The organism is Azonexus sp. IMCC34839 (assembly GCF_047047955.1).
Lineage (GTDB): Bacteria > Pseudomonadota > Gammaproteobacteria > Burkholderiales > Rhodocyclaceae > Azonexus.
Genome location: NZ_CP150631.1, coordinates 1,456,976 through 1,479,443 on the forward strand (window position 1 = coordinate 1,456,976; position 22,468 = coordinate 1,479,443).

At 62.5% G+C, this 22,468-nt stretch carries 25 protein-coding genes; 11 read left to right on the forward strand and 14 right to left on the reverse strand.

Features of this window, described 5'->3' with window-relative positions; translation table 11 throughout:
* Window positions 1-7: 7 nt before the first annotated feature.
* The 6 genes from gap to WIF35_RS07230 all read left to right on the forward strand — a co-directional run bounded on the left by gap (window position 8) and on the right by WIF35_RS07230 (window position 6,296).
* Window positions 8-1,012 (forward strand): type I glyceraldehyde-3-phosphate dehydrogenase, encoded by a 1,005-nt coding sequence (gap, locus tag WIF35_RS07205; RefSeq protein WP_412480882.1) that lies wholly within the window; start codon window positions 8-10, stop codon window positions 1,010-1,012.
* 9 nt (window positions 1,013-1,021) lie between these two features.
* Window positions 1,022-2,059 (forward strand): class II fructose-bisphosphate aldolase, encoded by a 1,038-nt coding sequence (gene fba / locus WIF35_RS07210; protein WP_412480883.1) that lies wholly within the window; start codon window positions 1,022-1,024, stop codon window positions 2,057-2,059.
* 222 nt (window positions 2,060-2,281) lie between these two features.
* Complete coding sequence (locus tag WIF35_RS07215) at window positions 2,282-3,409, forward strand: NAD(P) transhydrogenase subunit alpha (protein WP_412480884.1); 1,128 nt, start codon at window positions 2,282-2,284, stop codon at window positions 3,407-3,409.
* Window positions 3,409-3,690, forward strand: coding sequence for an NAD(P) transhydrogenase subunit alpha (locus WIF35_RS07220; RefSeq protein ID WP_412480885.1), 282 nt, complete (start codon window positions 3,409-3,411; stop codon window positions 3,688-3,690). Before WIF35_RS07215 ends, WIF35_RS07220 begins: the two co-directional genes overlap by 1 nt.
* Window positions 3,691-3,692: 2 nt before the next feature.
* Window positions 3,693-5,063, forward strand: coding sequence for an NAD(P)(+) transhydrogenase (Re/Si-specific) subunit beta (locus WIF35_RS07225; protein ID WP_412480886.1), 1,371 nt, complete (start codon window positions 3,693-3,695; stop codon window positions 5,061-5,063).
* A gap of 138 nt (window positions 5,064-5,201) precedes the next feature.
* On the forward strand, window positions 5,202-6,296 hold the full coding sequence (locus tag WIF35_RS07230; RefSeq protein WP_412480887.1) for a YeeE/YedE family protein: 1,095 nt from the start codon (window positions 5,202-5,204) through the stop codon (window positions 6,294-6,296).
* Here the strand turns inward: WIF35_RS07230 and WIF35_RS07235 are convergent.
* Window positions 6,293-7,252, reverse strand: coding sequence for a DMT family transporter (locus WIF35_RS07235; protein WP_412480888.1), 960 nt, complete (start codon window positions 7,250-7,252; stop codon window positions 6,293-6,295). The genes WIF35_RS07230 and WIF35_RS07235 overlap by 4 nt on opposite strands.
* Window positions 7,253-7,493: 241 nt before the next feature.
* Here WIF35_RS07235 and WIF35_RS07240 point away from each other — a divergent pair, with 241 nt between their 5' ends.
* Window positions 7,494-7,961 carry an Lrp/AsnC family transcriptional regulator gene (locus WIF35_RS07240; protein ID WP_412480889.1) on the forward strand — a complete coding sequence of 156 codons (468 nt, stop codon included), beginning with the start codon at window positions 7,494-7,496 and terminating at the stop codon, window positions 7,959-7,961.
* Between the two features lie 70 nt (window positions 7,962-8,031).
* On the opposite strand, the gene WIF35_RS07245 is transcribed toward WIF35_RS07240, so the two are convergent.
* From WIF35_RS07245 to WIF35_RS07285, 9 genes are all read right to left on the reverse strand, one after another.
* Window positions 8,032-8,652, reverse strand: a complete 621-nt coding sequence (locus tag WIF35_RS07245) for a rhodanese-like domain-containing protein (RefSeq protein WP_412480890.1) — start codon at window positions 8,650-8,652, stop codon at window positions 8,032-8,034.
* Complete coding sequence (soxB, locus tag WIF35_RS07250) at window positions 8,652-10,373, reverse strand: thiosulfohydrolase SoxB (protein ID WP_412480891.1); 1,722 nt, start codon at window positions 10,371-10,373, stop codon at window positions 8,652-8,654. The genes WIF35_RS07245 and soxB overlap by 1 nt, the downstream gene beginning before the upstream one ends.
* A gap of 56 nt (window positions 10,374-10,429) precedes the next feature.
* On the reverse strand, window positions 10,430-11,077 hold the full coding sequence (soxX, locus tag WIF35_RS07255) for a sulfur oxidation c-type cytochrome SoxX (RefSeq protein WP_412480892.1): 648 nt from the start codon (window positions 11,075-11,077) through the stop codon (window positions 10,430-10,432).
* A gap of 13 nt (window positions 11,078-11,090) precedes the next feature.
* Window positions 11,091-11,906, reverse strand: coding sequence for a sulfur oxidation c-type cytochrome SoxA (soxA, locus tag WIF35_RS07260; protein WP_412480893.1), 816 nt, complete (start codon window positions 11,904-11,906; stop codon window positions 11,091-11,093).
* Window positions 11,907-11,979: 73 nt separating this feature from the next.
* Window positions 11,980-12,291: a thiosulfate oxidation carrier complex protein SoxZ gene (gene soxZ / locus WIF35_RS07265; RefSeq protein ID WP_412480894.1), complete on the reverse strand. Its 312-nt coding sequence runs from the start codon at window positions 12,289-12,291 to the stop codon at window positions 11,980-11,982.
* A gap of 27 nt (window positions 12,292-12,318) precedes the next feature.
* On the reverse strand, window positions 12,319-12,786 hold the full coding sequence (gene soxY / locus WIF35_RS07270) for a thiosulfate oxidation carrier protein SoxY (RefSeq protein ID WP_412480895.1): 468 nt from the start codon (window positions 12,784-12,786) through the stop codon (window positions 12,319-12,321).
* A 23-nt stretch (window positions 12,787-12,809) separates the two neighbouring features.
* On the reverse strand, window positions 12,810-13,856 hold the full coding sequence (locus WIF35_RS07275) for a c-type cytochrome (RefSeq protein ID WP_412480896.1): 1,047 nt from the start codon (window positions 13,854-13,856) through the stop codon (window positions 12,810-12,812).
* A complete protein-coding gene (gene soxC, locus WIF35_RS07280; protein WP_412480897.1) occupies window positions 13,840-15,186 on the reverse strand; it encodes a sulfite dehydrogenase in 1,347 nt (448 codons plus the stop codon). Before soxC ends, WIF35_RS07275 begins: the two co-directional genes overlap by 17 nt.
* Window positions 15,187-15,223: 37 nt before the next feature.
* Window positions 15,224-15,559, reverse strand: coding sequence for an ArsR/SmtB family transcription factor (locus WIF35_RS07285; protein ID WP_412480898.1), 336 nt, complete (start codon window positions 15,557-15,559; stop codon window positions 15,224-15,226).
* Between the two features lie 188 nt (window positions 15,560-15,747).
* Between WIF35_RS07285 and WIF35_RS07290 the strand changes: the two genes are divergently transcribed.
* Both WIF35_RS07290 and WIF35_RS07295 read left to right on the forward strand, forming a co-directional pair.
* The gene (locus WIF35_RS07290; RefSeq protein WP_412480899.1) at window positions 15,748-16,053 is read left to right on the forward strand and encodes a c-type cytochrome; all 306 of its coding nucleotides are present in this window, start codon (window positions 15,748-15,750) and stop codon (window positions 16,051-16,053) included.
* A 12-nt stretch (window positions 16,054-16,065) separates the two neighbouring features.
* Entirely contained in the window at window positions 16,066-17,343 is a 1,278-nt protein-coding gene (locus WIF35_RS07295) for an FCSD flavin-binding domain-containing protein (protein ID WP_412480900.1), read from the forward strand.
* A 76-nt stretch (window positions 17,344-17,419) separates the two neighbouring features.
* Here the strand turns inward: WIF35_RS07295 and WIF35_RS07300 are convergent, their stop codons facing one another.
* The 4 genes from WIF35_RS07300 to coaBC all read right to left on the reverse strand — a co-directional run bounded on the left by WIF35_RS07300 (window position 17,420) and on the right by coaBC (window position 21,420).
* The gene (locus WIF35_RS07300; RefSeq protein ID WP_412480901.1) at window positions 17,420-18,985 is read right to left on the reverse strand and encodes a CHAD domain-containing protein; all 1,566 of its coding nucleotides are present in this window, start codon (window positions 18,983-18,985) and stop codon (window positions 17,420-17,422) included.
* Between the two features lie 124 nt (window positions 18,986-19,109).
* Window positions 19,110-19,724: a c-type cytochrome gene (locus tag WIF35_RS07305; RefSeq protein ID WP_412480902.1), complete on the reverse strand. Its 615-nt coding sequence runs from the start codon at window positions 19,722-19,724 to the stop codon at window positions 19,110-19,112.
* A 56-nt stretch (window positions 19,725-19,780) separates the two neighbouring features.
* On the reverse strand, window positions 19,781-20,230 hold the full coding sequence (gene dut, locus WIF35_RS07310) for a dUTP diphosphatase (RefSeq protein ID WP_412480903.1): 450 nt from the start codon (window positions 20,228-20,230) through the stop codon (window positions 19,781-19,783).
* Window positions 20,230-21,420, reverse strand: coding sequence for a bifunctional phosphopantothenoylcysteine decarboxylase/phosphopantothenate--cysteine ligase CoaBC (gene coaBC / locus WIF35_RS07315; RefSeq protein ID WP_412480904.1), 1,191 nt, complete (start codon window positions 21,418-21,420; stop codon window positions 20,230-20,232). The genes dut and coaBC overlap by 1 nt, the downstream gene beginning before the upstream one ends.
* Window positions 21,421-21,465: 45 nt before the next feature.
* On the opposite strand from coaBC, the gene radC reads away from it, so the two are divergent.
* Window positions 21,466-22,146, forward strand: coding sequence for a RadC family protein (gene radC / locus WIF35_RS07320; protein ID WP_412481224.1), 681 nt, complete (start codon window positions 21,466-21,468; stop codon window positions 22,144-22,146).
* Between the two features lie 83 nt (window positions 22,147-22,229).
* Complete coding sequence (rpmB, locus tag WIF35_RS07325) at window positions 22,230-22,463, forward strand: 50S ribosomal protein L28 (protein WP_412480905.1); 234 nt, start codon at window positions 22,230-22,232, stop codon at window positions 22,461-22,463.
* The last annotated feature ends 5 nt before the right edge of the window (window positions 22,464-22,468 follow it).

Below are 22,468 nucleotides of genomic sequence, written 5' to 3' on the forward strand. Positions count from 1 at the left end.
CAAACCCATGCCCATACGGGTCGCCATCAACGGCTTCGGGCGCATCGGACGCATGGCCTTTCGGGCCATCGCCGAGCAACCGGAATTCGCCGATCTGCAAGTGGTCGCCATCAACGACCTGCTCGAACCGGATTACCTCGCCTACCTGTTGCGCCACGATTCGGTCCATGGCCGCGCGGCCGGCGACATTGTGGTCAACGACGGCCACCTGCTGGTCGACGGCCAGCGCATCCGGCTCAGTGCCGAGAAGAACCCGGCGGCGCTGGCCTGGGCCGATGAAGACGTCGATGTGGTGATCGAGGCAACCGGCCTCTTCCTGACCGAAGACAGCTGCCGCCAGCACCTCGCCGCCGGCGCCCGCAAGGTGGTGCAATCGGCCCCGGCCAAGGACGACACGCCGATGTTCGTCTATGGCGTCAATCACGACAGCTACCGCGGCGAGGCCATCGTCTCGGCCGCCTCGTGCACGACCAACGGCCTCGCCCCGGTGGCCAAGGTGCTGAACGACCGCTTCGGCATCCGGCGCGGCCTGATGAGCACGGTGCACGCCGCCACCGCCACGCAAAAGACGGTCGATGGCCCGTCCAACAAGGACTGGCGCGGCGGCCGCGGCATTCTGGAGAACATCATCCCGTCCGCCACCGGCGCTGCCAAAGCCGTCGGCAAGGTGATTCCGGCACTCGACAAGAAGCTGACCGGCATGGCTTTCCGGGTACCGACCTCGGATGTCTCGGTGGTCGATCTGACCGTGGAACTGGAGCAGGACGCCGACTACGCGGCCATCTGCGCTGCCATGCGTGAAGCGGCGGCCGGCCCGCTCAAGGGCGTGCTCGGCTACACCGACGACAAGGTGGTGTCGACCGACTTCCGCGGCTGCCCGCAGCCTTCGGTGTTCGACGCCGAGGCCGGCATCGCGCTCGACCCCAAGTTCGTCAAGGTCGTGGCCTGGTACGACAACGAGTACGGCTATACCTGCAACCTGCTGCGGCTCGCCCGCCACATCATGCACTGAGGAGACGCCATGGCCCTGATTTCACTGCGTCAGTTGCTCGACCACGCGGCCGAACACGGCTACGGCCTGCCGGCCTTCAACATCAACAACATGGAGCAGATTCACGCCATCATGCAGGCGGCGGCGGCTTGCGACAGCCCGGTCATCCTGCAGGCCTCGGCCGGCGCCCGCAAATACGCTGGCGAGCCATTCCTGCGCAAGCTGGTCGAGGCAGCCATCGAGCAATATCCGGACATTCCGGTCTGCCTGCACCAGGACCACGGCACCTCGCCGGCCGTCTGCCAGCAGTCGATGCGCAGCGGCTTCTCCAGCGTGATGATGGACGGCTCGCTGGGCGAGGACGGCAAGACGCCGACCAGCTACGCCTATAACGTCGAAGTGACGCGCAAGGTGGTCGAGATGGCCCACGCCATCGGCGTGTCGGTCGAAGGTGAGCTGGGTTGCCTCGGCTCACTGGAAACCGGCGAAGCCGGTGAAGAGGATGGCATCGGTGCCGCCGGCAAGCTCGATCACGCGCAGATGCTGACCGATCCGGAAGAAGCCGCCGACTTCGTCGCCAGGACTGGCGTCGATGCCCTGGCCATCGCCATCGGCACCAGCCACGGCGCCTACAAGTTCACCCGTCCGCCAACCGGCGAAATCCTCGCCATCGACCGCATCAAGGCCATCCACGCGCGCATTCCGAATACCCATCTGGTCATGCACGGCTCCTCCAGCGTGCCGCAGGAGTGGCTGGCGGTGATCCGCCAGTACGGCGGGGCGATCAAGGAAACCTACGGCGTGCCGGTCGAGGAGATCGTCGAAGGCATCCGCCACGGTGTGCGCAAGGTCAATATCGACACCGACATCCGGCTGGCCATGACCGGCGCCATGCGCCAGGCGATGGCCGAAAAGCCCGACGAATTCGACCCGCGCGCCTTCCTGAAGGCCGCCGTGGCCGCCGCTCGCGACCTCTGCCGGGCCCGCTTCGAGGCCTTCGGCGCAGCCGGCCAGGCCAGCCGCATCAAGCCCGTGCCGCTTGAAAAGATGGCCGCGCTTTATCGCTGAGGGGAAACGATTGACTCTGCTGTGCCTTGCGTTTGGCGGCCCCGCAGCTTGGGGCCGCCCTTTTTCCAGGTGGACAGCTGACCGATGGTCAGCCATGCCTGCTGCGGTGCACCGTGAAAAACGGCAAAAATCGAAATCCTGCACTGGCCCTGCGGTCTGGCCTTTGCCGACGGAAGATGCGAGGATGCGGAAAAAATTCATAAACCACTCTGGAGTAGCAGCATGACCCTAACCATGGCCGTCGTGAGGGAACGTTTGCCCGGTGAAAACCGGACAGCGCTCGTTCCCGAAACCGCCAAGAAGTTTGCCGCACTCGGCACCAAGCTCCGCATGGAGCAAAGCGCCGGCATTTCGAGCCACTTCCTCGATCACGACTTCCCCGAAACCACCCTGGTCACCGGCGTCGCCGAAGCCTATGCCGGCGCGACCCTGATTTTGCGTGTCACCCCGCCGTCCACCGCAGAAATCGAAGCGATGCCCGAAGGTTCGGTCCTGATCGGCCTGCTCAAGCCCTACGAGAGCAAGGAACGGCTGGCCGCGCTGAACGCCAAGAAGATCACCGCCTTCGCCCTGGAACTCCTGCCGCGCATCTCCCGCGCCCAGAGCATGGACGCCCTGTCCAGCCAGGGCGCCTGTGCCGGCTACCAATGCGGCCTGATCGCCGCCGCCCGCTGCACCAAATTCTTCCCCATGCTCACCACCGCCGCCGGCACCATCCGTCCGGCGCGGGCCCTCGTCATCGGCGCCGGCGTCGCCGGCCTGCAAGCCATCGCCACCTGCAAACGCCTCGGCGCCATGGTCGAAGCCTACGACGTCCGTGCCGCCGCGCGTGAGCAAATCGAATCGCTCGGCGCCAAGTTCGTCGACACCGGCGTCTCCGCCGACGGCACCGGCGGCTACGCCCGCGAACTCACCGCCGAAGAGAAAGCCCAGCAAGCCGAGAAACTCGCCAAGGCCGTCGCAGCCGCCGACGTCGTCATCACCACCGCCGCCATCCCCGGCAAGAAAGCGCCGGTCATCGTCACCAAGGACATGGTCGCCCGCATGAAATACGGCGCCATCATCGTCGACATGGCCGCCGAGAGTGGCGGCAACTGCGAACTCACCCAACCGGGCGAACACGTCATCGCCAACGACGTGAACATTCACGGCCCCCTGAACCTCCCCTCACGCATGCCCACCCACGCCTCGGAGCTGTACGCCAAGAACCTGTACAACTTCCTGTCCCCGTGGATCAAGGACGGCCAGCTCGCATTCGACTGGACCGACGAAGTCCTTGCCGGCACCGTCCTCTGTCGTGACGGCGCCACGGTCCATGCCACGGTCAAACAAGTTCTGGGAGAGTCGTAATGGACGGCCTGCTCGCGCTCTACATCTTCATGCTCGCCGCCTTCACCGGCTACGAGATCATCGCCAAGGTTCCGGTCATCCTGCACACCCCGCTGATGTCCGGCTCCAACTTCATCCACGGCGTCGTCGTCGTTGGCTCCATGATCGCCCTCGGTTCGGCCGAGACCGTGCTCGAACAAGCCATCGGCTTCTTCGCCGTGGCGCTGGGTGCCGCCAACGCCGCCGGCGGCTACGTCGTGACCGAGCGCATGCTCGGCATGTTCAAGAAGAAGGAGGGCTGATCATGAGTCTTCCGCTCTACGTCCAAGGCGCCTGGTTCGCTGGCGCACTGCTCTTCATCTTCGGCCTGAAGGGCATGAGCTCCCCGGCCAGCGCCCGCCAAGGCATCGTCATCGCCGGCTACGGCATGCTGATCGCCATTGCCGGCACCTTCCTGATCCCCGATTTGCACAATCTCGGCCTGATGGCCCTGGCCCTGGTCATCGGTGGTGCCGCCGCCTGGATTTCCGGCCAGAAGGTCAAGATGACCGACATGCCGCAGATGGTCGCCATCTATAACGGCATGGGCGGCGGTGCCGCCGCCGCCATTGCCGCCATCGAGTTCGCCCGGGGTGATGCCCATTCCACCATCACCACCATCCTGGCGGTGATCGGGGCGCTGATCGGTGCGGTGTCCTTCACCGGCTCCTGTGTTGCCTGGGCCAAGCTGCAGGGGGTGTTGAAGAAAGCCCATCGCCTGCCGGCGCAGAATGCGGTCAATGTCCTGCTCGCCTTGGTCGCCATCGGCCTGGGCGTCGCTATGATCGCCCTGGCCCCGGCCAAGCCGGAACTGATCGTCGGCTTCTTCGTCGTCGCCCTGGTCCTCGGTCTGATCGTCACCCTGCCCATCGGCGGGGCCGACATGCCGGTGGTCATTTCGCTGTTCAACGCCTTCACCGGCTTGGCCGTCGGCTTCGAAGGCTATGTGCTGGGCAATCCGGCGCTGATCATCGCCGGTATCGTGGTCGGTGCCGCCGGTACGCTGCTCACGCAACTGATGGCCAAGGCGATGAATCGTCCGCTCTCCAACATCCTCTTTACGCCAATGGCCGCCAGCGGCCCCGGTGAAGCCATCAGCGGTTCGATGAAGGAAGTCGGGGCGATCGATGCGGCAGCGATGATGCGTTACGCCTCCAAGGTCATCATCGTGCCGGGTTACGGCATGGCGGTGGCGCATGCCCAGCACAAGGTGTGGGAAATGACCGAGTTGCTGGAAGAAGCCGGGGTCGAGGTGAAGTTCGCCATCCACCCGGTGGCCGGACGCATGCCGGGGCACATGAACGTGCTCTTGGCCGAAGCCGGCGTGCCCTACGACAAGATCTTCGATCTGGAAGAGATCAACGGTGAGTTCGGCCAGGCTGATGTAGCGCTGGTCATCGGGGCGAACGATGTGGTGAACCCCTCGGCCAGAACCGACAAGGCCAGCCCGATCTACGGCATGCCGATCCTGGATGCCGACAAGGCGCAGAACGTCATCGTGATCAAGCGCGGCAAGGGTACGGGTTACTCCGGGGTTGAAAACGCGCTCTTCTACACCGACAATTGCCGCATGCTCTACGGCGATGCCCAGCCTATGGCCGGGGAAATCATTCAGCATCTTAAAACGTTGAATTGATGCCCAGCCGGCCGCTGTTTATCAGCGGCCGTTTTCGCTAGAAGAAGCGCTGTTTCCGGCGCATAATTAGCAAATTATCAAGTGCTGACAAAACCATCAGCATCTGTCCTTGCAATCCGGCTCTTCTTCTCGCGCACCATGGACCTTAGCAGCCTGCTCGAAGCCTGGGGTGAAACCACTGTCGTTCCCCTGGCCGGCCTGTTGATCGGCACCCTCTTCGGGGCCTTCGCCCAACGTTCCCGCTTCTGCCTGCGTTCGGCCGTCATCGAATTCTGGAATCGCCAGGGGACGGCCAAGGTCGCCATCTGGTTGTGCGCCTTTTCGGCGGCATTGATCGCTACCCAATCCTTCGTCCTGGCCGGCTGGCTCGATGTCTCGCAAGCCCGGCAACTCGCCGCCACCGGCAGCCTTTCCGGCGCCATCGTTGGCGGCCTGCTGTTCGGTATCGGCATGATCCTGGCCCGCGGCTGTTCGTCGCGCATGCTCGTCCTCGCTGCCAACGGCAACCTGCGCGCCCTGCTCACCGGGCTGATCTTCGCCGTCGCCGCTCAGGCCTCGCTGAATGGCGTCCTGTCGCCGCTGCGCCAATGGCTGTCCGGCCTGTGGACCATCCAGGGCGGTGCGACCCGCGACCTGCTGGCCACGGCCCATGTTGGCCACCTTGGCGGACTGCTCTTCGGCCTCGTTTGGCTGGGTGCCGCCATCCATTTCACCCGGCGCAGCCGCCTCAAGCACCACGAATGGCTGGGCGGTCTGGGCGTCGGTGTGATGATCGCGCTGGCCTGGTTGCTGACTTATAGCGTCGGCACCAACTCATTTGAAGTCATTCCGGTACAGAGCCTGTCGTTCACTGGCCCATCAGCCGACATGCTGATGCTGGTGCTGTCGCCCCCTGGGCAACCGTGGGATTTCGATATTGGCCTGGTGCCGGGCGTCGTCCTCGGCTCTTTCCTGGCCGCGCTGTGGGGCAAGGAATTGAAGCTGGAAGGCTTCAAGGACGGACTCAGCATGCGCCGCTACATCTTCGGTGCCCTGTGCATGGGCTTCGGCGGCATGCTGGCCGGCGGCTGCGCCGTCGGTGCCGGCGTCTCGGGTGCCGCCATCTTCGCGCTGACCGCCTGGCTGACCCTGGTCAGCATGTGGCTGGGCGCCGGCCTGACCGACCGCCTGGTCGACCGGCCGCAGCATCGACCGACCGATCTGCCGGCCGAGCCGCTCGCGCCCCAGCCTTAAGCCACGGCCTTGTCGTTCGTAGCGCTCCGATTCATGCCGGAGAGCACGACACCGGCCAGGATCAGCATGAACCCGATGCCGTGGTAGAGCTGCGGCATTTCGCCCAGCAGCGGCCAGGCCGCCAGCGCGGTGTAGATCGGCACCAGATAGAGCGAGACACCGGCACCGGAAGCGCCGATTTGAGCGACCAGCCGGTCATAGCAGAAGTAGGCGCCCAGACTGGGCACTACGGCAAGCAGGCCGAGCGCTGCATAGAGGCGGTAATCGCCAAAATCTGGCAGCTTGCCGCTCACGCCTTCGACCACGGCGAAAGGCAGCAGGACCAGCGCCCCGCCCCCAATCAATGCGGCCAGACGCACCCCACCGGGCAGCGGCACGGCCATCTGCCGCTTGCTCAGCACCGTGTAGGCCGCCCAGCCGCAAGCGGCCAGCAGGACCCACAGATCGCCCTCGCCGATGCGGTAATGCGTGAAGACGAATCCTTCGCCGCGGGCTAGCACGACCAGCACGCCGCAGACCGCGAACAACATGCCGTAAGCGCGAAAGGTCCCGATCGGCGTGCGCCAGGCCAGGCTTTCGATGACGGCAATCATGATCGGGCAGGCAGCGAAGATCAGCGCCACGTTGGCCGCACTGGTATCGCGTGCCCCGATGTATTGGGCACCGACGGTAACGCCCATGCCGAAGATGGCCAAGGCAGCAAGGTGCAGCCAGTTGGCGCGCAAAGCCTGGCGCCATGCCCACAGGCGTGGGGCGACCAGCGGCAACAGGATCAGGAAGGCCAGCGCCCAGCGCCCCCAGGCCAGGAAGAGCGGTGGGATGTTCGCACTCTCCGCCCAGCGGGCGACCAGCATGTTGACGGCGAACAAGGCCGGTGTGAGCAATAGTAAAGGCAGGCCGGCGACGAGGGGATCGCCCCGGTAGCCGACCTGCGTGCGGACGAATACATCGGACATGATGCGCTCCTGAGCGGTTTTTCCAAGAGGCCGGCAGGTGCGCAATCGCTCCGGTTAGGGACGGTGGCTTGCCTGACGGCGTAATCTGATGCCTTGTGGGCACAGGAAAATATTAGCGATTCAGGAGAAAAATGTGCTTTTGTTTATTTGAAAAATACGGGCAAAATAAAGAACATTTTCCACAAAATAACTTCTTTTGAAGAAGAATCATCCAATGGATCGCCAACACGAGAAAGCCGCCATGAAAGCACATCAAATCGACGAGACCGATCGCCGCATCCTGCGCGTGTTGCGCGAAGAAGGCCGGATCAGCAATCAGAAGCTGGCGGAGAAGGTCAATCTGTCGCCGACGCCCTGCTGGAATCGCGTGCGAGCACTGGAGCAAGCCGGAATCATCAAGGAATACGTTGCCGTACTCGACCAGCAGGCGCTCGGCGTGCCCGACACCGTGATCATCGAAGTCACCCTCGACCGCCATGACGACGATGTCTTCCAGCGCTTCGGCGATGCTTTGGCCGAAATGCCGGAAGTCATGGAGGCTTACCTGGTCACCGGCGAGTACGACTACCTGATCAAGGTGGCGGTGGCGGGCACAGCCGGCTACGAACATTTCCTGCGCCAGCGCCTGTTCAAGATTCCCGGCATCCGCAACAGTCGCTCGACCTTCGCCTTGCGCTGCCTGAAACGCGTGCATTCGGTCACGCCATGAACGACGGCGTTCATAAAAGAAAATCCCCGCCGTGGCGGGGATTTTTCGTGGTTTAACGCAAGGGCTCGGCTTAGCGCGGGAAGTACATCTTCGCTTTGTCGAGCTTGTAGGTCCAGGGCAGGCCTGCGTTCTTCCAGCCATTGACCACGCGCTGGCCAGCTTTGGCTCCGTCCTTGGCGGTGTCGCCCTCAACGCCCTCGGCCACGCTATAGACCTTCGCATAGCCGGCACCCATCAGGCGGTCGGCCGCCTTCGAGCTTCGATCGCCGGAACGGCAGATCAGGATGATGCTCGCGTCCTTGCCCAGCCCTTTTTCCTGCAGGCGGCGCTCCAACTCCGGCAGGAAGTCCTGGTTCGGCTCCAGCTTGTACATGGCGCGTTTGTCGTCCCAGTCGCTCATGATTTCCGGATGCTCGACGAAGGGCACCAGCGCATCGGCATCGCTCGGCCAGCCGACGTACATGGCCTCGGCACGCGTCCGCACATCGAAGAAAGCCACGCCCTTCGGGTTGGCTTTCTTCATGTCGTAGGCTTGTTGCGGCGTCAGATAGAGGCCGAGCTTGGACTGCTTCACTTCGGGCAGCTTCGACCACTCAGTGCTGCCAGGCGTCCAGTCTGCGGCATGGGCCAGCGACATCGAAGCCAGGGCGGCGGCGAACAGGGCGGCTTGCAGTCTGGTCTTGGTACTCATCAGGCAATCCCCGGATTGCCGGCGGCACTCTTCAGGGTCGGCAGGTTCAGGTTGACCGGCTTGACCGTCTTGATGTCGCGCAGGTACTGGGCAACGACGTCCCAGATCGGCGCGCCGGCGTTCTTCGACTCTTCGGCCACGGGAGCCCAGCCAGCGACCTTGTAGGTCTTGCTCGGGTCGATCGGCTGGCCCTTGAGCATCATGTTCTGGATACGGCTGCCCATCTTGGCGGTCGGATCACAGGTGTATTGCAGGCCGCCAACGCGCACCATGTCGCCGCCCTGCTGGTAGTAGGGGTCGGGGTTGAACAGGTTGTCGCAAACGTCTTCGAGCACCGTCTTGATGGTTTCCCCGGTCATCATCGTCACCGTGGTCCACGGATAGGTGATGGCGGTCTGGTCGAGCACGTGCTCCATCAGGATGGGCTGCCCCGGCAACAGCGAGGTACCCCAGCGGAAACCCGGCGAGAAGGCAATTTCGGCGTCCTTGACCTTCATCAGGGCGTCGAGGATGACCTGGTCGAAGGTGCCGTTGAAGTTGCCGCGGCGATAGAGCAGGCCTTCGGTGACCGCCAGCTTTTCGTTGAGCTTGTCGAGGTAAGGCGCGCGCACCTTGTCGATCAGGGCCTGCATTTCCTTGTCGGCGGGCAGCAGGTTGGCGAAGACCGGCATCAGCTTGTAGCGGTAGCCGGTGACCTTGCCGTTCTTGACCTCGAAATCCATCACGCCGAGGTATTTGCCGTTGGAGCCGGCGTTGGTGACCAGGGTCTGGCCACCAGCGTTCTTGACGACGACCGGGGCCGGCACGCCGTCATGGGTGTGGCCGCCGAAGATGGCGTCGATACCGCGCACGCGGGAGGCCATCTTGAGGTCCACGTCCATGCCGTTGTGCGAGATGACGACGACGACCTGGGCACCGGCAGCGCGGGCTTCGTCGACAGTCTTCTGCATGTTTTCTTCCTGGATGCCGTAGCTCCAGTTCGGAATCTGCCAGCGCGGGTTGGCAATCGGCGTGTAGGGGAAGGCTTGACCGATGATGGCGACCGGAATGCCGTTCATGTTGCGCATCACGTAGGGCTTGAACACCGCATCGCCGAAATCGGTGGTCTTGATGTTCTGGGCCACGATGTCAAGCTTGCCGGCGAAATCCTTTTCCTCGATTTCCTTGACGCGGGCTTCACCAACGGTGGATTCCCAGTGCAGGGTCATGATGTCGACACCGAGCGCCTTGCAGGCGTCGACCATGTCCTGGGCGTTGGTCCACAGCGCGGTACCGGAACCCTGCCAGGTATCGCCGCCGTCGAGCAGGACGGCGCCCGGGCGGCTGGCCTTCATGCGCTTGACCAGGGTCGCCAGGTGGGCGAAGCCGCCGACCTTGCCGTAGGTCTGGGCGGCTTTTTCGAAATTCAGATAGGTGAAGGCGTGCGCCTCGATGCTGTTCGGCTTGAAGCCGAAGTGCTTGAGCAGATGCTCGCCGACCAGGTGCGGCACCTGGCCCATCTGGGCACCGAAACCGAGGTTGACGTTCGGCTCGCGGAAGTAGATGGGCTGCAGCTGGGCATGGCAGTCGGTGATGTGCAGCAGGCTGACGTTGCCGAATTTCGGCATGTCGTAGAGTTTGGCGGCGCCCTTCTCGGCCATGGCCAGTTCGCTGTGCAGCGACATGCCGCCGGCGGCCGCGACGGCCAGCACCTGCAGGAATTCACGACGATTCATGCTCATAGTCTTGTCCTGTAAAAAAAGCCCGGCGAGTCGCCCCGCCGGGAAAGTCACGCAAGTTAATCTTTATTGACCGGGGATTCCGGGTCCATCAGGAAGGCCACGATGTCGGCAATCTGCTCCGGAGTGATCCAGCCATGCAGGCCGAAGCGCGGCATGTTGGTACACGCCGTGAAGGCGTTGGAGTTGTAGATCTTGTCGTAGGCGTACTTGACCATCTCCGGCGAGTTGCCGCGGATCTTGCCGAAATGCTGCAGGCTCGGGCCGATGGTGCCGTAGGCGATTTCCTTCTTGGCCAGCTGGTGGCAGGCGTAGCAGTTACCGCCCTTGACGCGTCCCGGCGGGTCCGGCTGGATGAAGCCGATGTGGCCGCCGGTACCGACCGCGGCGAGCTTTTCGCCTTCCTTCCAGTTACCCATCAGCTTGCCGCTGGCCGGGTACTGGATGGTCGCCTTGTTGGCCTTTTCCAGCTTCTCGCCAATCTTGCGCGGCGGGTTGTCGCGGTAGATACCGCAGGTCTTCATCGTCTCGTCCTGCATCAGGCGCAGCTTCCACTCCTTCGGTCCATCCTCGCGGAAGGATTCGAGGAACATCTGCTCGGCCTCGGCGGCGAATTGGCCGCCCGGCGCCTCGACCGGCTTGGCAGCAAGGGCATAACCGCTCACTGCTGCGGTGCACAGGCCAAAAAGGGCAAATTTCAGTTTCATGTCTTATCCCCTCTTAGCGCTTGATGCCCGGCGTTTCCATGACGGTGCCGGTGGCGTTCTTTTGCAGGAAGGTTTCCAGCGCGACGATGGAGTCGGCCAGATACTTCGGTTCCGGGAAGCGGGCCTGGCGCATGCAGTCGATCAGGCGACGCTGCATGGTCCACACGGCACCTTGCGACACACGGTAGGACGGCCAGGTCTTCATGGCCGTACCGGCGCCATCCTTGGTCGTCAGGTTACCGAGTTCCTGCAGGCGGATGCGCTTGCCTTCCTGGCCATGACAGATCGAGCAGGAGAAATCCTGCGGACCGGAGCGGCGGTAGAAGATGTACTCGCCCATCTTGGCCATCTTGGCTTCTTCCGGGTGCTTGGCCGGCACGTTGATCTTCAGGCCGTTCGACTTGGCGCCGACGAAAGTGACCAGGGCCTCGATGTCGGAATCGGTACCCGGCTTGGAATACCAGTTTTTGGTCGCCTGCTCGTAGGTAAAGCCCTGCAGGCTCATCATGCAGTGCACGAGGCGGGACTCCACATCCATGACCTTGCCGGTATCCTTGAAATACTTCGGCAGGCTGGCGTAGGCGCCTTCGAGTTTGCCCGGGCCCATGCCGAGATCGCATTGCTCGAGCGAGGCATTCTTCGGGCCGCGCTTTTCGCTCCACAAGGCTTCGCCCTTGGCTTCGAGCAGGTCGGCCGGATTACCATCGGCCAGCGCCTCGCGGTACTTGGCCAGTTCGTCGGCAACCTTGCTGTCTTGGGCGGAAACACTGCCGATACAGGCTGTCGCAACAGCCAGACCGACCAGCGCTTTCGTCAAACGTTGGTTCATCGCAATTCCTCCTGGGGTTGTGCAACGGCAGCCGCGGTCTTGCGCCGCGTTGCTGCCGTCAGTGGGGTGCCAATCAGGCGATGGCGGCTTCGTCGGTACGGCTGTCGCCCTTGTTGTCCTTCCAGGAAACGACAACCTTGTCGCCCTTGGCGCCGCCCTTGAACTTGAACGCCAGGTAGGGGTTCTTCGAGACGGACGGGCCGAATTCAGCAGCCAGCACGACCTTGTCGTTGTGCTTGGCCGACAGCTCGGTAATGAACCAGGCCGGCACGACGGCACCGGCGGCATCCTTGCGCTGGCCGGTTTCCATTTCGTGGCTCATCAGAACCTTGACTTCGGTAACGCCGTCCTTGTTGGCGGCGCGGATTTTCATCGGATTGCCCATGTTTCTATCTCCTTGAATTCGTGTCGATTAGCCGCCGCAGCCGCCCAGGGTGACCTTGATCTCTTTCGTGGCCATGAAGAACTTGCCGTTCGACTTGACCAGGGCGTAGATGTTGGAGGTCTGGCCCATCTTGACGCGGGTCTGGACGTTGGCTTCGGTGCCTTCCGGCAGGGTGAAGCTGGCAGCCAGGGCGTTCGGGTTCTTTTCAATCAGGATGGCGACCATGGTCACGCCCGGCAGGGTCGAGGCCACGCCGACCGGCACGACGGCGCCGTTTTCGGCGATGTCCGGACCGGTCACCTGGACGTCCTTGCTGTCGGCCGGGGAAGCGGCGCCCAGAGCCTTCAGCGTGTCGGCCATGCTCTTCGCGTCGAAGGCAGCCTTGTTCCAGTCGGCCAGGGCCATGCCCGGCTTGATGATGCCGGCAGCAGCCAGCACGCCCATCAGGGCAGCGCCGGAGCCGGTCTTCAGTACGTTACGACGTTGATTGTTCATGACTACTCCTCTCAGAAATTGACTTACTTAGCTCCGGACAGAATCCACTGGACCAGCGTCTTCAAATCCTCATCCTTGACATGCGCGTTCGGCGGCATCGGGATCGTGCCCCAGGCACCCTGACCACCATTCTTGACCTTGGCGACCAGCTTGCCTTCGGCGTCCGGCTGATCCTTGTAGCGGGCGACGACTTCATTGAAGCCCGGACCGACGATCTTGTTGTTCACACCATGGCAGGCCATGCAACCGTTCTTGGCGGCCATATCCATCGTCGTCGGCGCGGCAGCCGGCTTGGCCGCCTCTGCGCCCAGCGTCTTGGTCCCACGGACCGGACCGAAAGTTCGATTTTGCTCGGCCAGTTCGCCGTGAGCAGTCTTGGCGTACTCGGGCAGGGTCGAACCGATCTTCACTTCGCTCTTGCAGTTCTTCATGCAGGCGACGTTCTTGACGTCCGGGATACCGCCGTTGCCGATGCCGCCCTTCTTGGCGGACGGGCCAGGCCACATGCCGTGGTCGGTCGTCATGCCGTTGCGGTTGGGCATCTTGGCCTGGACTTCACCGATGTTCTTGTCCGACAGCGTGAAGTCGGCCGGAACGATCTCGGCGAGATTCAGGAAGTAGGCCAGGATGGCATAGACATCGTCCGGCTTCAGCGACTTCGGTGCCGTCCACGGCATCGCACGATAGATGTAGTCGAAAACGGTCGAGATGGTCGCCACCTTGGTGAAGGTAGTCCGCTGCGGAATCTCACCGGTCAGGAAACCGCCGACGCGACCGTTCTTGATGTCTTCCTTGGTCGTGCCACCGATCAACGGGGTGAACACTTCGTTCGACTCGCCGAAGGAGCCATGGCAAGAGGCGCACTTTTCCTCGAACAGTTCCTGGCCGCGATCGACATTGCCCGATCCCTTCGGCAGGCCCTTGAAATCAGGACGCACGTCGATGTCCCAGGCCTTCACTTCGGCCGGCGTGGCCTGGCGGCCGATGCCCTTGTAGTTGTCGAAGGCGACTGCTGCGGTGGACGCCCCGAAAAGGGCCAAAACCAGAATCGATTTAGAGAACCTGGACATTTGTCACCTCCCCACTTTCGACGACCTTCCAGGACTGGATCGCGTTGTTGTGATAGATCGACTTGGTGCCGCGGACCTTGCGCAGTTGGCCATAGGTCGGCTGCACGTAGCCGGTTTCGTCGATGGCGCGCGATTGCAGGATGGCCGGCTTGCCGTCCCACACCCAACCGATGTTGAAGCGGGTCAGCGCCTTGTTCTGCACCGGGCCTTCGATGCGGGCGGTCTGCCAGTTGATGCCGCCGTCGAAGGAGACGTCCACTTGCTTGATCTTGCCGCGACCGGACCAGGCCAGGCCGGAGACGTTGTAGAAACCCTTGTCGAGCAGCGTCTGGCCGCCGGACGGGGTGGTGATGACCGACTTGCACTCCTGGATGGAGGTGTATTGACGATGCAGGCCATTCGGCAGCAGGTCGATGTAGTGCACGGCCTCATCCTTGGTGGCGTAAGGCTTGTCACCGACTTCGATGCGGCGCAGCCACTTGACCCAGGACACGCCCTGCACGCCCGGCACGACCAAGCGCAGCGGGTAGCCGTTTTCCGGACGCAGCATTTCGCCGTTCATGCCGTAGGCAACGAAGACTTCGCCGGACTCGACCATTTCCATCGGAATGGTGCGAGTCATCGACGAACCGTCGGCACCTTCGGCCAGGATGTAGCGGGCCTTCTTGTAATCGACGCCGCAATCTTCCAGCAGCAGCTTCAGCGGCACGCCGGTGAATTCCGAGCAGGACAGCATGCCGTGCGTGTATTGCACGGTCGGCACGGCAACGTTGCCCCATTCCAGGCCGGTGTTGGCGCCGCACTCGATGAAGTGGATGCGCGACACGGACGGCATGCGCATCAGCTCGTCCATGGTGTAGACCTTCGGCTTCTTCAGGAATTCGGGATCGGAACCGTTGATCATCAGGCGATGCTTGGACGGATCGATGTCGTGCCAGCCCTGGTGGTGACGCTCGAAGTGCAGGCCGGACGGCGTGATGATGCCGAAAAGGCCTTGCAGCGGACAGAAGGACACCGAAGCGCCGCCGACGCGGGTCAGGCCCGGCGATTCACGGCGCAGCAACTGGCTTTCGTACTTCGACGGCATGCCGTACGGACGGGTTGCCACCGGCTGGCCGAGGCTGGTCGTCCATTCCGGCAGATTCAGGATGGCCGGATCGCCCTCGCTGGCACGTGCTGCGAGCGGTGCGGCAAAGGCCGCGCCGGCTGCCATGAAGCTCTTGCGCAGGAAATCCCGGCGCCCGGCTCCGACGGCCTTGATCTGATCTTCCGACAGGAAGTTCTCCGGAGCCGGCCGCAGGCGCCCCGGTTGCTTGTAACTATCACCCATAGAGATCACTCCCCTCCGCTGTTTGACTACTTCGACTTCAATGACCTGCTTGTTTCGCCGATACGCCCAACTCGTCCCCCAGATCGCGGCTGGCCACCGTGATGCTGACAGTGCGGCAGATATCGACGAAATTCGGGTCGATGACCCGATAGAAAACCAGATTCCCGTCCCGGCGACGATCGACTACGCCGGCCCGGAACAAGATGTTCAGGTGGCGCGAGATGTTGGCCTGGGTCAGACCGATCTTTTCCACCACCTCATTGACGGAACGCTCTTCGGAACACAGGCACGACAGGATGCGCAGGCGCGTCGGGTCGGCGAGCAAACCGAAGTAGTTGGCGACTTGTTCGAATACCTGCAGCGTCTCGTCCATGATGTTTTTTTGATCCGTATCAGAATAACTGTATAACTCAGTATTTATATAGTCAACAACTAATATTGTTGCGTCGCAGCATGCATTCCGGCGGAAAGGACGTTACTCTTCCGCCTGTGCTGGCAGTGACAGCATCTACGACAAATGGCTATATTCTTCGTGCCACAACATTCTGAGGAGATGTGAAGATGAAAATGCTTGCCCACGTTGCAGCGATCTGCCTGCTGGCTTTTGCCGGCGCATCGCATGCCGCGGACCCCAATCTTGGCCGCAACCTGGCTGCCACCTGCGCCAACTGTCACGGCACCAACGGCAATGCCGTCAAGGGCTCCGGCCTCGATTCACTGGCCGGCGTTCCCAAGGACAAAACCCTGCAGAAGCTCGCCGATTTCAAGAGCGGCGACAAGCCGGCTTCGATCATGCACCAGATCGCCAAGGGCTATACGGAAGAGCAGCTCGACCTGATCGCCACCTATTTCGCCGCGCAAAAGTAAGGGGAGAACAACATGATGCTGATGAAACGACGTGATTTCCTGAAGGTTGGCGCGGCAGCCGGTGCGATGGCTTCGATGTACGGCTGCGCTGGCGGCGGCAAGGCGAGCGGCCATGTGGTCGTGGTCGGCGGCGGCTACGGCGGCGCCACGATCGCCAAATACCTGCGCATGTGGAGCGAAGGCGGCGTCCAGGTGACCCTGATCGAACGCAATCCGACCTTCATCTCCTGCCCGATTTCCAACCTCGTGATCCATGGCAGCAAGTCCATGGAAGACATCACCGTCAGCTACGACGGCCTGAAGAACAAGTGGGGCGTGCGCATCATTCAGGACGAAGTGGCCGGCGTGGATGCCACCAAGAAGACGGTGAGCCTGAAGTCGGGTGGCAACGTCAGCTACGACCGTCTCGTACTGTCGCCGGGCGTGGACTTCATGTGGAATGAAATCCCTGCCCTGGCCAATGCCGAGGCCCAGAGCAAGATCCTGCACGCCTGGAAGGCCGGTCCGCAGACCGTCGCCCTGCGCAAGCAACTGGAATCGATGAAGGATGGCGGCGTCTATGCCATTTCCATCCCGAAAGCACCTTACCGCTGCCCGCCCGGACCGTACGAGCGCGCCAGCCTGGTGGCCGACTATTTCAAGAAGCACAAGCCGAAATCCAAGGTGGTCATTCTCGATGCCAACGAAGACGTGCAGTCCAAGAAGCCGCTGTTCACCAAGGCCTGGGCAGATCTCTACAAGGGCATCCTGGAGTATCGCAACAACAGCGAGGTGAAGGACGTCGAAGTGGCGACCAACACCGCCGTGCTGGAATTCGACAAGTTCAAGGCCGACGTGTTGAACGTGATCCCGCCGCACCGCGCCGGCGATATCGCCCACAAGTCGGGCATCAAGCTGATCAACAACCGTTGGGTGGACGTCAACTGGCTGTCGATGGAATCGACCAGCACGCCGGGCATCCATGTCCTGGGCGACGCCATCTTCCCGGCGCCGACCATGCCGAAGTCCGGCCACATGGCCAACCAGCACGGCAAGCTGGCCGCCGCCGCCATCCTGAACATGCTGTCGGGCCAGGAGCCGAACCCGACGCCGGTCGTGATGAACACCTGCTACAGCTTCGTCGATGCCAAGAACGTGATCCACGTTTCTTCGGTGCATCAGTACGATGCCGCGACCAAGGTCGTGCAACCGGTCAAGGGCGCCGGCGGCGTCTCTGCTGCGCGCAACGAACTGGAAGGCAAGATCGCGTTGGGCTGGGCCAAGAACATCTGGGCCGACATGCTGTCCTGAGCGCTTTCCGGCGCAACGAAAAAGGCCGCAATTTGCGGCCTTTTTTATTGCCCGGTTTTTGGCCTTTTTGGCCTGTTCACCGCAGCTTCAGGCTGATGCCCTCGCGCAGGCGCTTGCGTGCCGACTTGATGCCGCGCCGCTCGCATTCGCCGCACCACGGCTGACATTGACGCAAGACTTCGCCGGCCTTGGTCAGCGCCGCCTGCATCTTCTTGTCGATCTTGCCCTTGTGCCAGCGCGCGATGTAATCGCGCACCTCCTTGAGCGAGGCATCGTCGCGCACCCACTGGTCAAGCCGGGTCAAGGCGACATGCAAGTCGTTGATGAAACCGAATTCGTCCTGCAGTTCGGAAACGCCCTTGGCGTATTGCAGCATCTCGTCCTCGTCGAACAAGGGCGAGAAGAATTCGCAGCTGTAGCGCAGATATTTCAGCCCAATGCGGAAACGGTGGGCCGTCTCCGAGGTCGGCTTGCGCACGACGCGATCAAAACGCTTGACCGCCCGCCGATGGGCGCGACCGAGCCGGATTTCGGCAAAGCGGGCGAAATCCTTCTTCTCCTTGCCGGTTTCAAGTGTATGCACGTCGCGGGCAAAGGCCAGCAGCGGCACGCCGTTCGACAACTGTTCGATGGCAGCCCCTGCCTTCTCGCGCGCCTTGCCGCAAGCAACGATGGCACGTTGCACCAGCTCGCGATGGCGCTCGCTGTCGTCCGCCTGCAGCATCGGCTCGAGCACGGCCGCACGCATGACATCGAGGTCGCGCACCTCGCCAGTCACCGCCGCCAGTTGCTTCAAACCGTCGGCCCATTCGGCGAAAAACTGCTCCGGCAGGACCGGCTCGAAAATACGCAGCAAGGCGCCCAAACGACGCAAGGCGACACGGAATTGATGCACGAATTCCGGGTTGTTCGAGGCCAGCGCCCCGTGCAGATTGGCCTGCCAGCACTGCTGCCCATGGTTGGCCAGGGCCAGGAATGCCTGCAAGGGAGGCATTTTGCCGGTCACGGCGACCCGCCCTGCCCGCTGCGGCCGGATCGGATTATTCTCGAACAGGCGATAGCCGCGCTCGGCCTTGCTCAGGTCGAAAGGCACCAGCGGCAAGTCGGCTGCCAGGGCGATGGCAAAATTGATCAGGTCGGCCGGCTCGCCAGCGACCAGCTCAAGCTCGACCTCGGAAATCGCCTCTTCGGCCTTGCCGGCAACGATGCAGCCGCGGTCGATCATGACCAGTATCTGCACACCGGCACGCGGCTCGGCCAAGCGGGTCTGACGCTGGAAGACCGTGGTGAACATCGGCGCCAGCTGGTCGCGGTGACGCTCCAACATGGCGCGCACCGGCTCCACCTCGATTGCGGAGAAGTCGAAGCGCCCGTTGAAGGACTGCTCCCACTCCGGCCGCGAACTCAGGCCACCGACCGACTCGGTCGCGCATTTGACGGTCTGCAGGCTGGCATCGCGCGTCTTGCGCGTGCGCAACGCGACCTTGGCGGCACTCAGCGCCAGGTCGGGAGTATCGAAATAGGCGTTCTCCAGGGTATCCGGCTCGCCGTACAGAGCGGCCTGCTGGAGCAAAGGATGCTGTTCGACGCGGGACAATGCCTCGGCCGGACACGCCAGCTTGAGCTCGACCTCTTTTGCCATGATTGCTTCAGGTGCTGAAAGAAGAGCGCAGTCTAGCCAATCCCTGCATCGGCATCTACCTCGCCCGGGTTACAAACGAAAAAGGCCGCCCACCGGCGGCCTTCCTTATTTGGAGCAAACTGGCTTATTCCAGGGTGGCGATGTATTCAGCCACCGCGTGGCGCTCGATTTCGGATAGCTTCGAGGCAACCGTGTGCATGACCGCGTTGTCGTTGTTACGCTCGCGGGAGTTGAACTGCTTCAACTGATCCTCGATGTAACGCGGATGCTGGCCGGCCAGACGCGGCAACTGAGGCGTCCCCAGGCCCTTCGGGCCATGGCAGCTGGCGCAGCTGGGCAGGCCGGTGAACTGGTTGCCACGATTGAACACATACTTGCCGACGGCGACCAGCTCGGCATCCCTGAGCGGGCGAGCGCCGACCTTCTTGGCCTCGAAGAAGGCGCCGAGCGAGGCCATTTCGCCCGGCGTCAGTTCCTCGGCCTGCGGCTTCATCGTGTCGCTCTTACGCTTACCTGCCTTGAAATCCGACAGCTGCTTGGCGATGTATTCGGAATGCTGCCCAGCCAGGCGCGGGAAAACCGGACTGGCCGATTCGCCCTGCAGACCGTGACACAGGAAGCAGCGGCCGGAGACGATTTCCTCGGCACGCGCCAGATCGACCTTTTCCGCAGCCAAAGCGCCCCCCGAACAGGCCGAAGCGAGCAACCCGGCAAACATCCACTTGGTAATTGTTTTCATGTTTCCCCCACGCCCAAAAGCAAATAATTAAATCCTAATTTGCTTACGTCCGGCTTTCAAGATTTTCCGGTGCTACCGAAGCCGCCCTCACCCCGATCGCTGGCGGCAAACTCCTCGACCACATTGAAGCCGACCTGTAGGACCGGCACGACGACCAGTTGTGCAATCCGATCCAGCGGATTGAGCGTGAACTCCTGCTGACCGCGATTCCACACCGACACCATGATCTCGCCTTGGTAATCGCTGTCGATCAGGCCCACCAGATTGCCCAGTACGATGCCGTGCTTGTGGCCCAGCCCCGAGCGCGGCAGGATCATCGCCGCCAGGCCGGGATCGGCCAGATGGATGGCGATGCCGGTCGGCACCAGCGTGGTCTGTCCCGGCACGACATGCAGCGGTGCCGGAATGCAGGCGCGCAGGTCGAGGCCGGCCGCGCCCGGCGTGGCATAGTGCGGCGGGGTGTCGTGCAGGCGGGAATCGAGAATCTTGACGTCGATACGATGCATTATTGTTTTCCTGTGAGCTTGGCGATGTGTTCAATCAATTGGCGGGCCAGTACCGATTTCGGGGCCGGCGCCAGCGGATGGGTGCCGTTGTCGTCGAACAGCACCAGACGGTTGTCGTCGCCACCGAAGCCGTCCTGGATCAGGTTACCGGCGATCAATGGGATATTTTTCTTGCGCCGCTTGGCCTGGGCATACTCTTCGAGATTGCGGCTCTCGGCTGCGAAGCCGACGCAAAACGGTCCATCCTTCAACGCAGCGACTTCGGCCAGGATGTCCGGATTTTCGACCAACTCGATGGCCGGCACGCCACCATGGTCCTTCTTCAGCTTGTGCTCGGCCGCATTGGCCACGCGATAGTCGGCCACAGCCGCCACACCGATGAAAATATCGGAGGCCGCGGCACGCTCCATCACCGCTGCGTGCATTTCCAGCGCACTTTTCACACTGCTGCGGTGCACACCCTGTGGAGCCGAAAAACCAACTGGCCCGGAAACCAGCGTGACTTCCGCTCCGGCCTGACGCGCCGCCCGCGCCACGGCATAGCCCATGCGACCGGACGACAGGTTGGTGATACCGCGCACCGGGTCGATGGCCTCAAAGGTCGGCCCGGCCGTGATCAGCACCTTGCGCCCGGCCAGCACCTTGGGCGTACAGTAGGCGATCACTTCCTCGACAATGTCCTCGGGCTCCAGCATGCGCCCGACGCCGACCTCGCCGCAGGCCTGCTCGCCGCTGGCCGGCCCCAATACTTGTATACCGTCGGCGCTCAATTGCGCGACATTGCGCTGCGTCGCCGGGTTTTCCCACATCTGGCGGTTCATCGCCGGCGCCACCAGCAAGGGACAATCGCGCGCCAACACCATGGTCGCCAGCAGATCGTCCGCCATGCCGTGCGCGATGCGGGCGAGGAAATCGGCCGACGCCGGCGCCACGACGATCAGGTCGGCCTGGCGCGACAGGTCGATGTGGGCCATCGCATTCGGCATGCGTGCGTCCCACTGGTCTACGTATACAGGCTTGCCGGAAAGTGCCTGGAAGGTGGTTGCGGTCACGAAGTGGGTCGCTCCCTCGGTCATCGCCACCTGTACGTCGGCGCCCTGCTTGCCCAGCAGACGCACCAGCTCGGCCGCCTTGTAGGCCGCGATGCCACCGGTAACGCCAACCACGATACGTTTGCCCTGTAATTCCATTGTCTTAACGCTAGAATGGGAATCCGTCCATTCTACTGGAAGACCATGGCGATCACCGACTGGCCGGAAGGCGAACGACCGCGCGAACGTTTGTTGGCCCATGGGCCGCAGGCGCTGTCCGATGCGGAGTTGCTGGCGATCTATTTGCGTGTCGGCGTACGGGGCAAGAGCGCCGTCGATCTGGCGCGCGATCTATTGTTTCGTTTCGACGGACAACTCGGCGCACTGGTCGAAGCGTCGCTGGAAGAATTGGCCAGCGTTTCCGGCATCGGCATGGCGAAAGCAGCGCAATTGAAAGCCAGCTTCGAACTCGCCCGCCGGGCACTAAGCCAGGAAATGAGCACCCGCGACACCTTCAGTTCGCCGGGCAAGGTCCGCGACTGGTTGCGCCTCAAGCTCGCCAGCCGGCCGCATGAAGTCTTCATGGCCCTGTGGCTGGATGCACAAAACCGCCTGCTGAAGGCCGAAGAGTTGTTTACCGGCACACTGACCCAGACCTCGGTTTACCCGCGCGAGGTGGTCAAGGCAGCACTGGCGAACAACGCTGCCGCGGTCATCCTGGCCCACAACCACCCGTCTGGCGTCGCCGAACCATCGAGCGCCGACGAGATGCTGACCCGCTCATTGAAAGAGGCATTGGCGCTGGTTGATGTTAAACTACTCGACCACTTCATCGTAGCCGGTCATGCCACGCCGCTTTCGTTCGCAGAGCGCGGGTTGATTTGAAAACGCAAAAAGCACTTGATATGACTCAGGCTTTTTGGTTAAAATCGCGGGCTTTCTCTTCTAGCGAATTCTGGAGCACCATCATGGCGCGAGTCTGCCAAGTCACGGGTAAAGCCCCGATGGTTGGGAACAACGTTTCCCACGCCAACAACAAAACGAAGCGCCGCTTCCTGCCGAACCTGCAGTATCGTCGTTTCTGGGTCGAAACTGAAAACCGCTTCGTGCGTCTGCGCGTTTCCAACGCCGGCCTGCGCATCATCGACAAGAAGGGCATCGATGCCGTTCTGGCCGATCTGCGTGCCCGCGGCGAAGTCTGATTAAG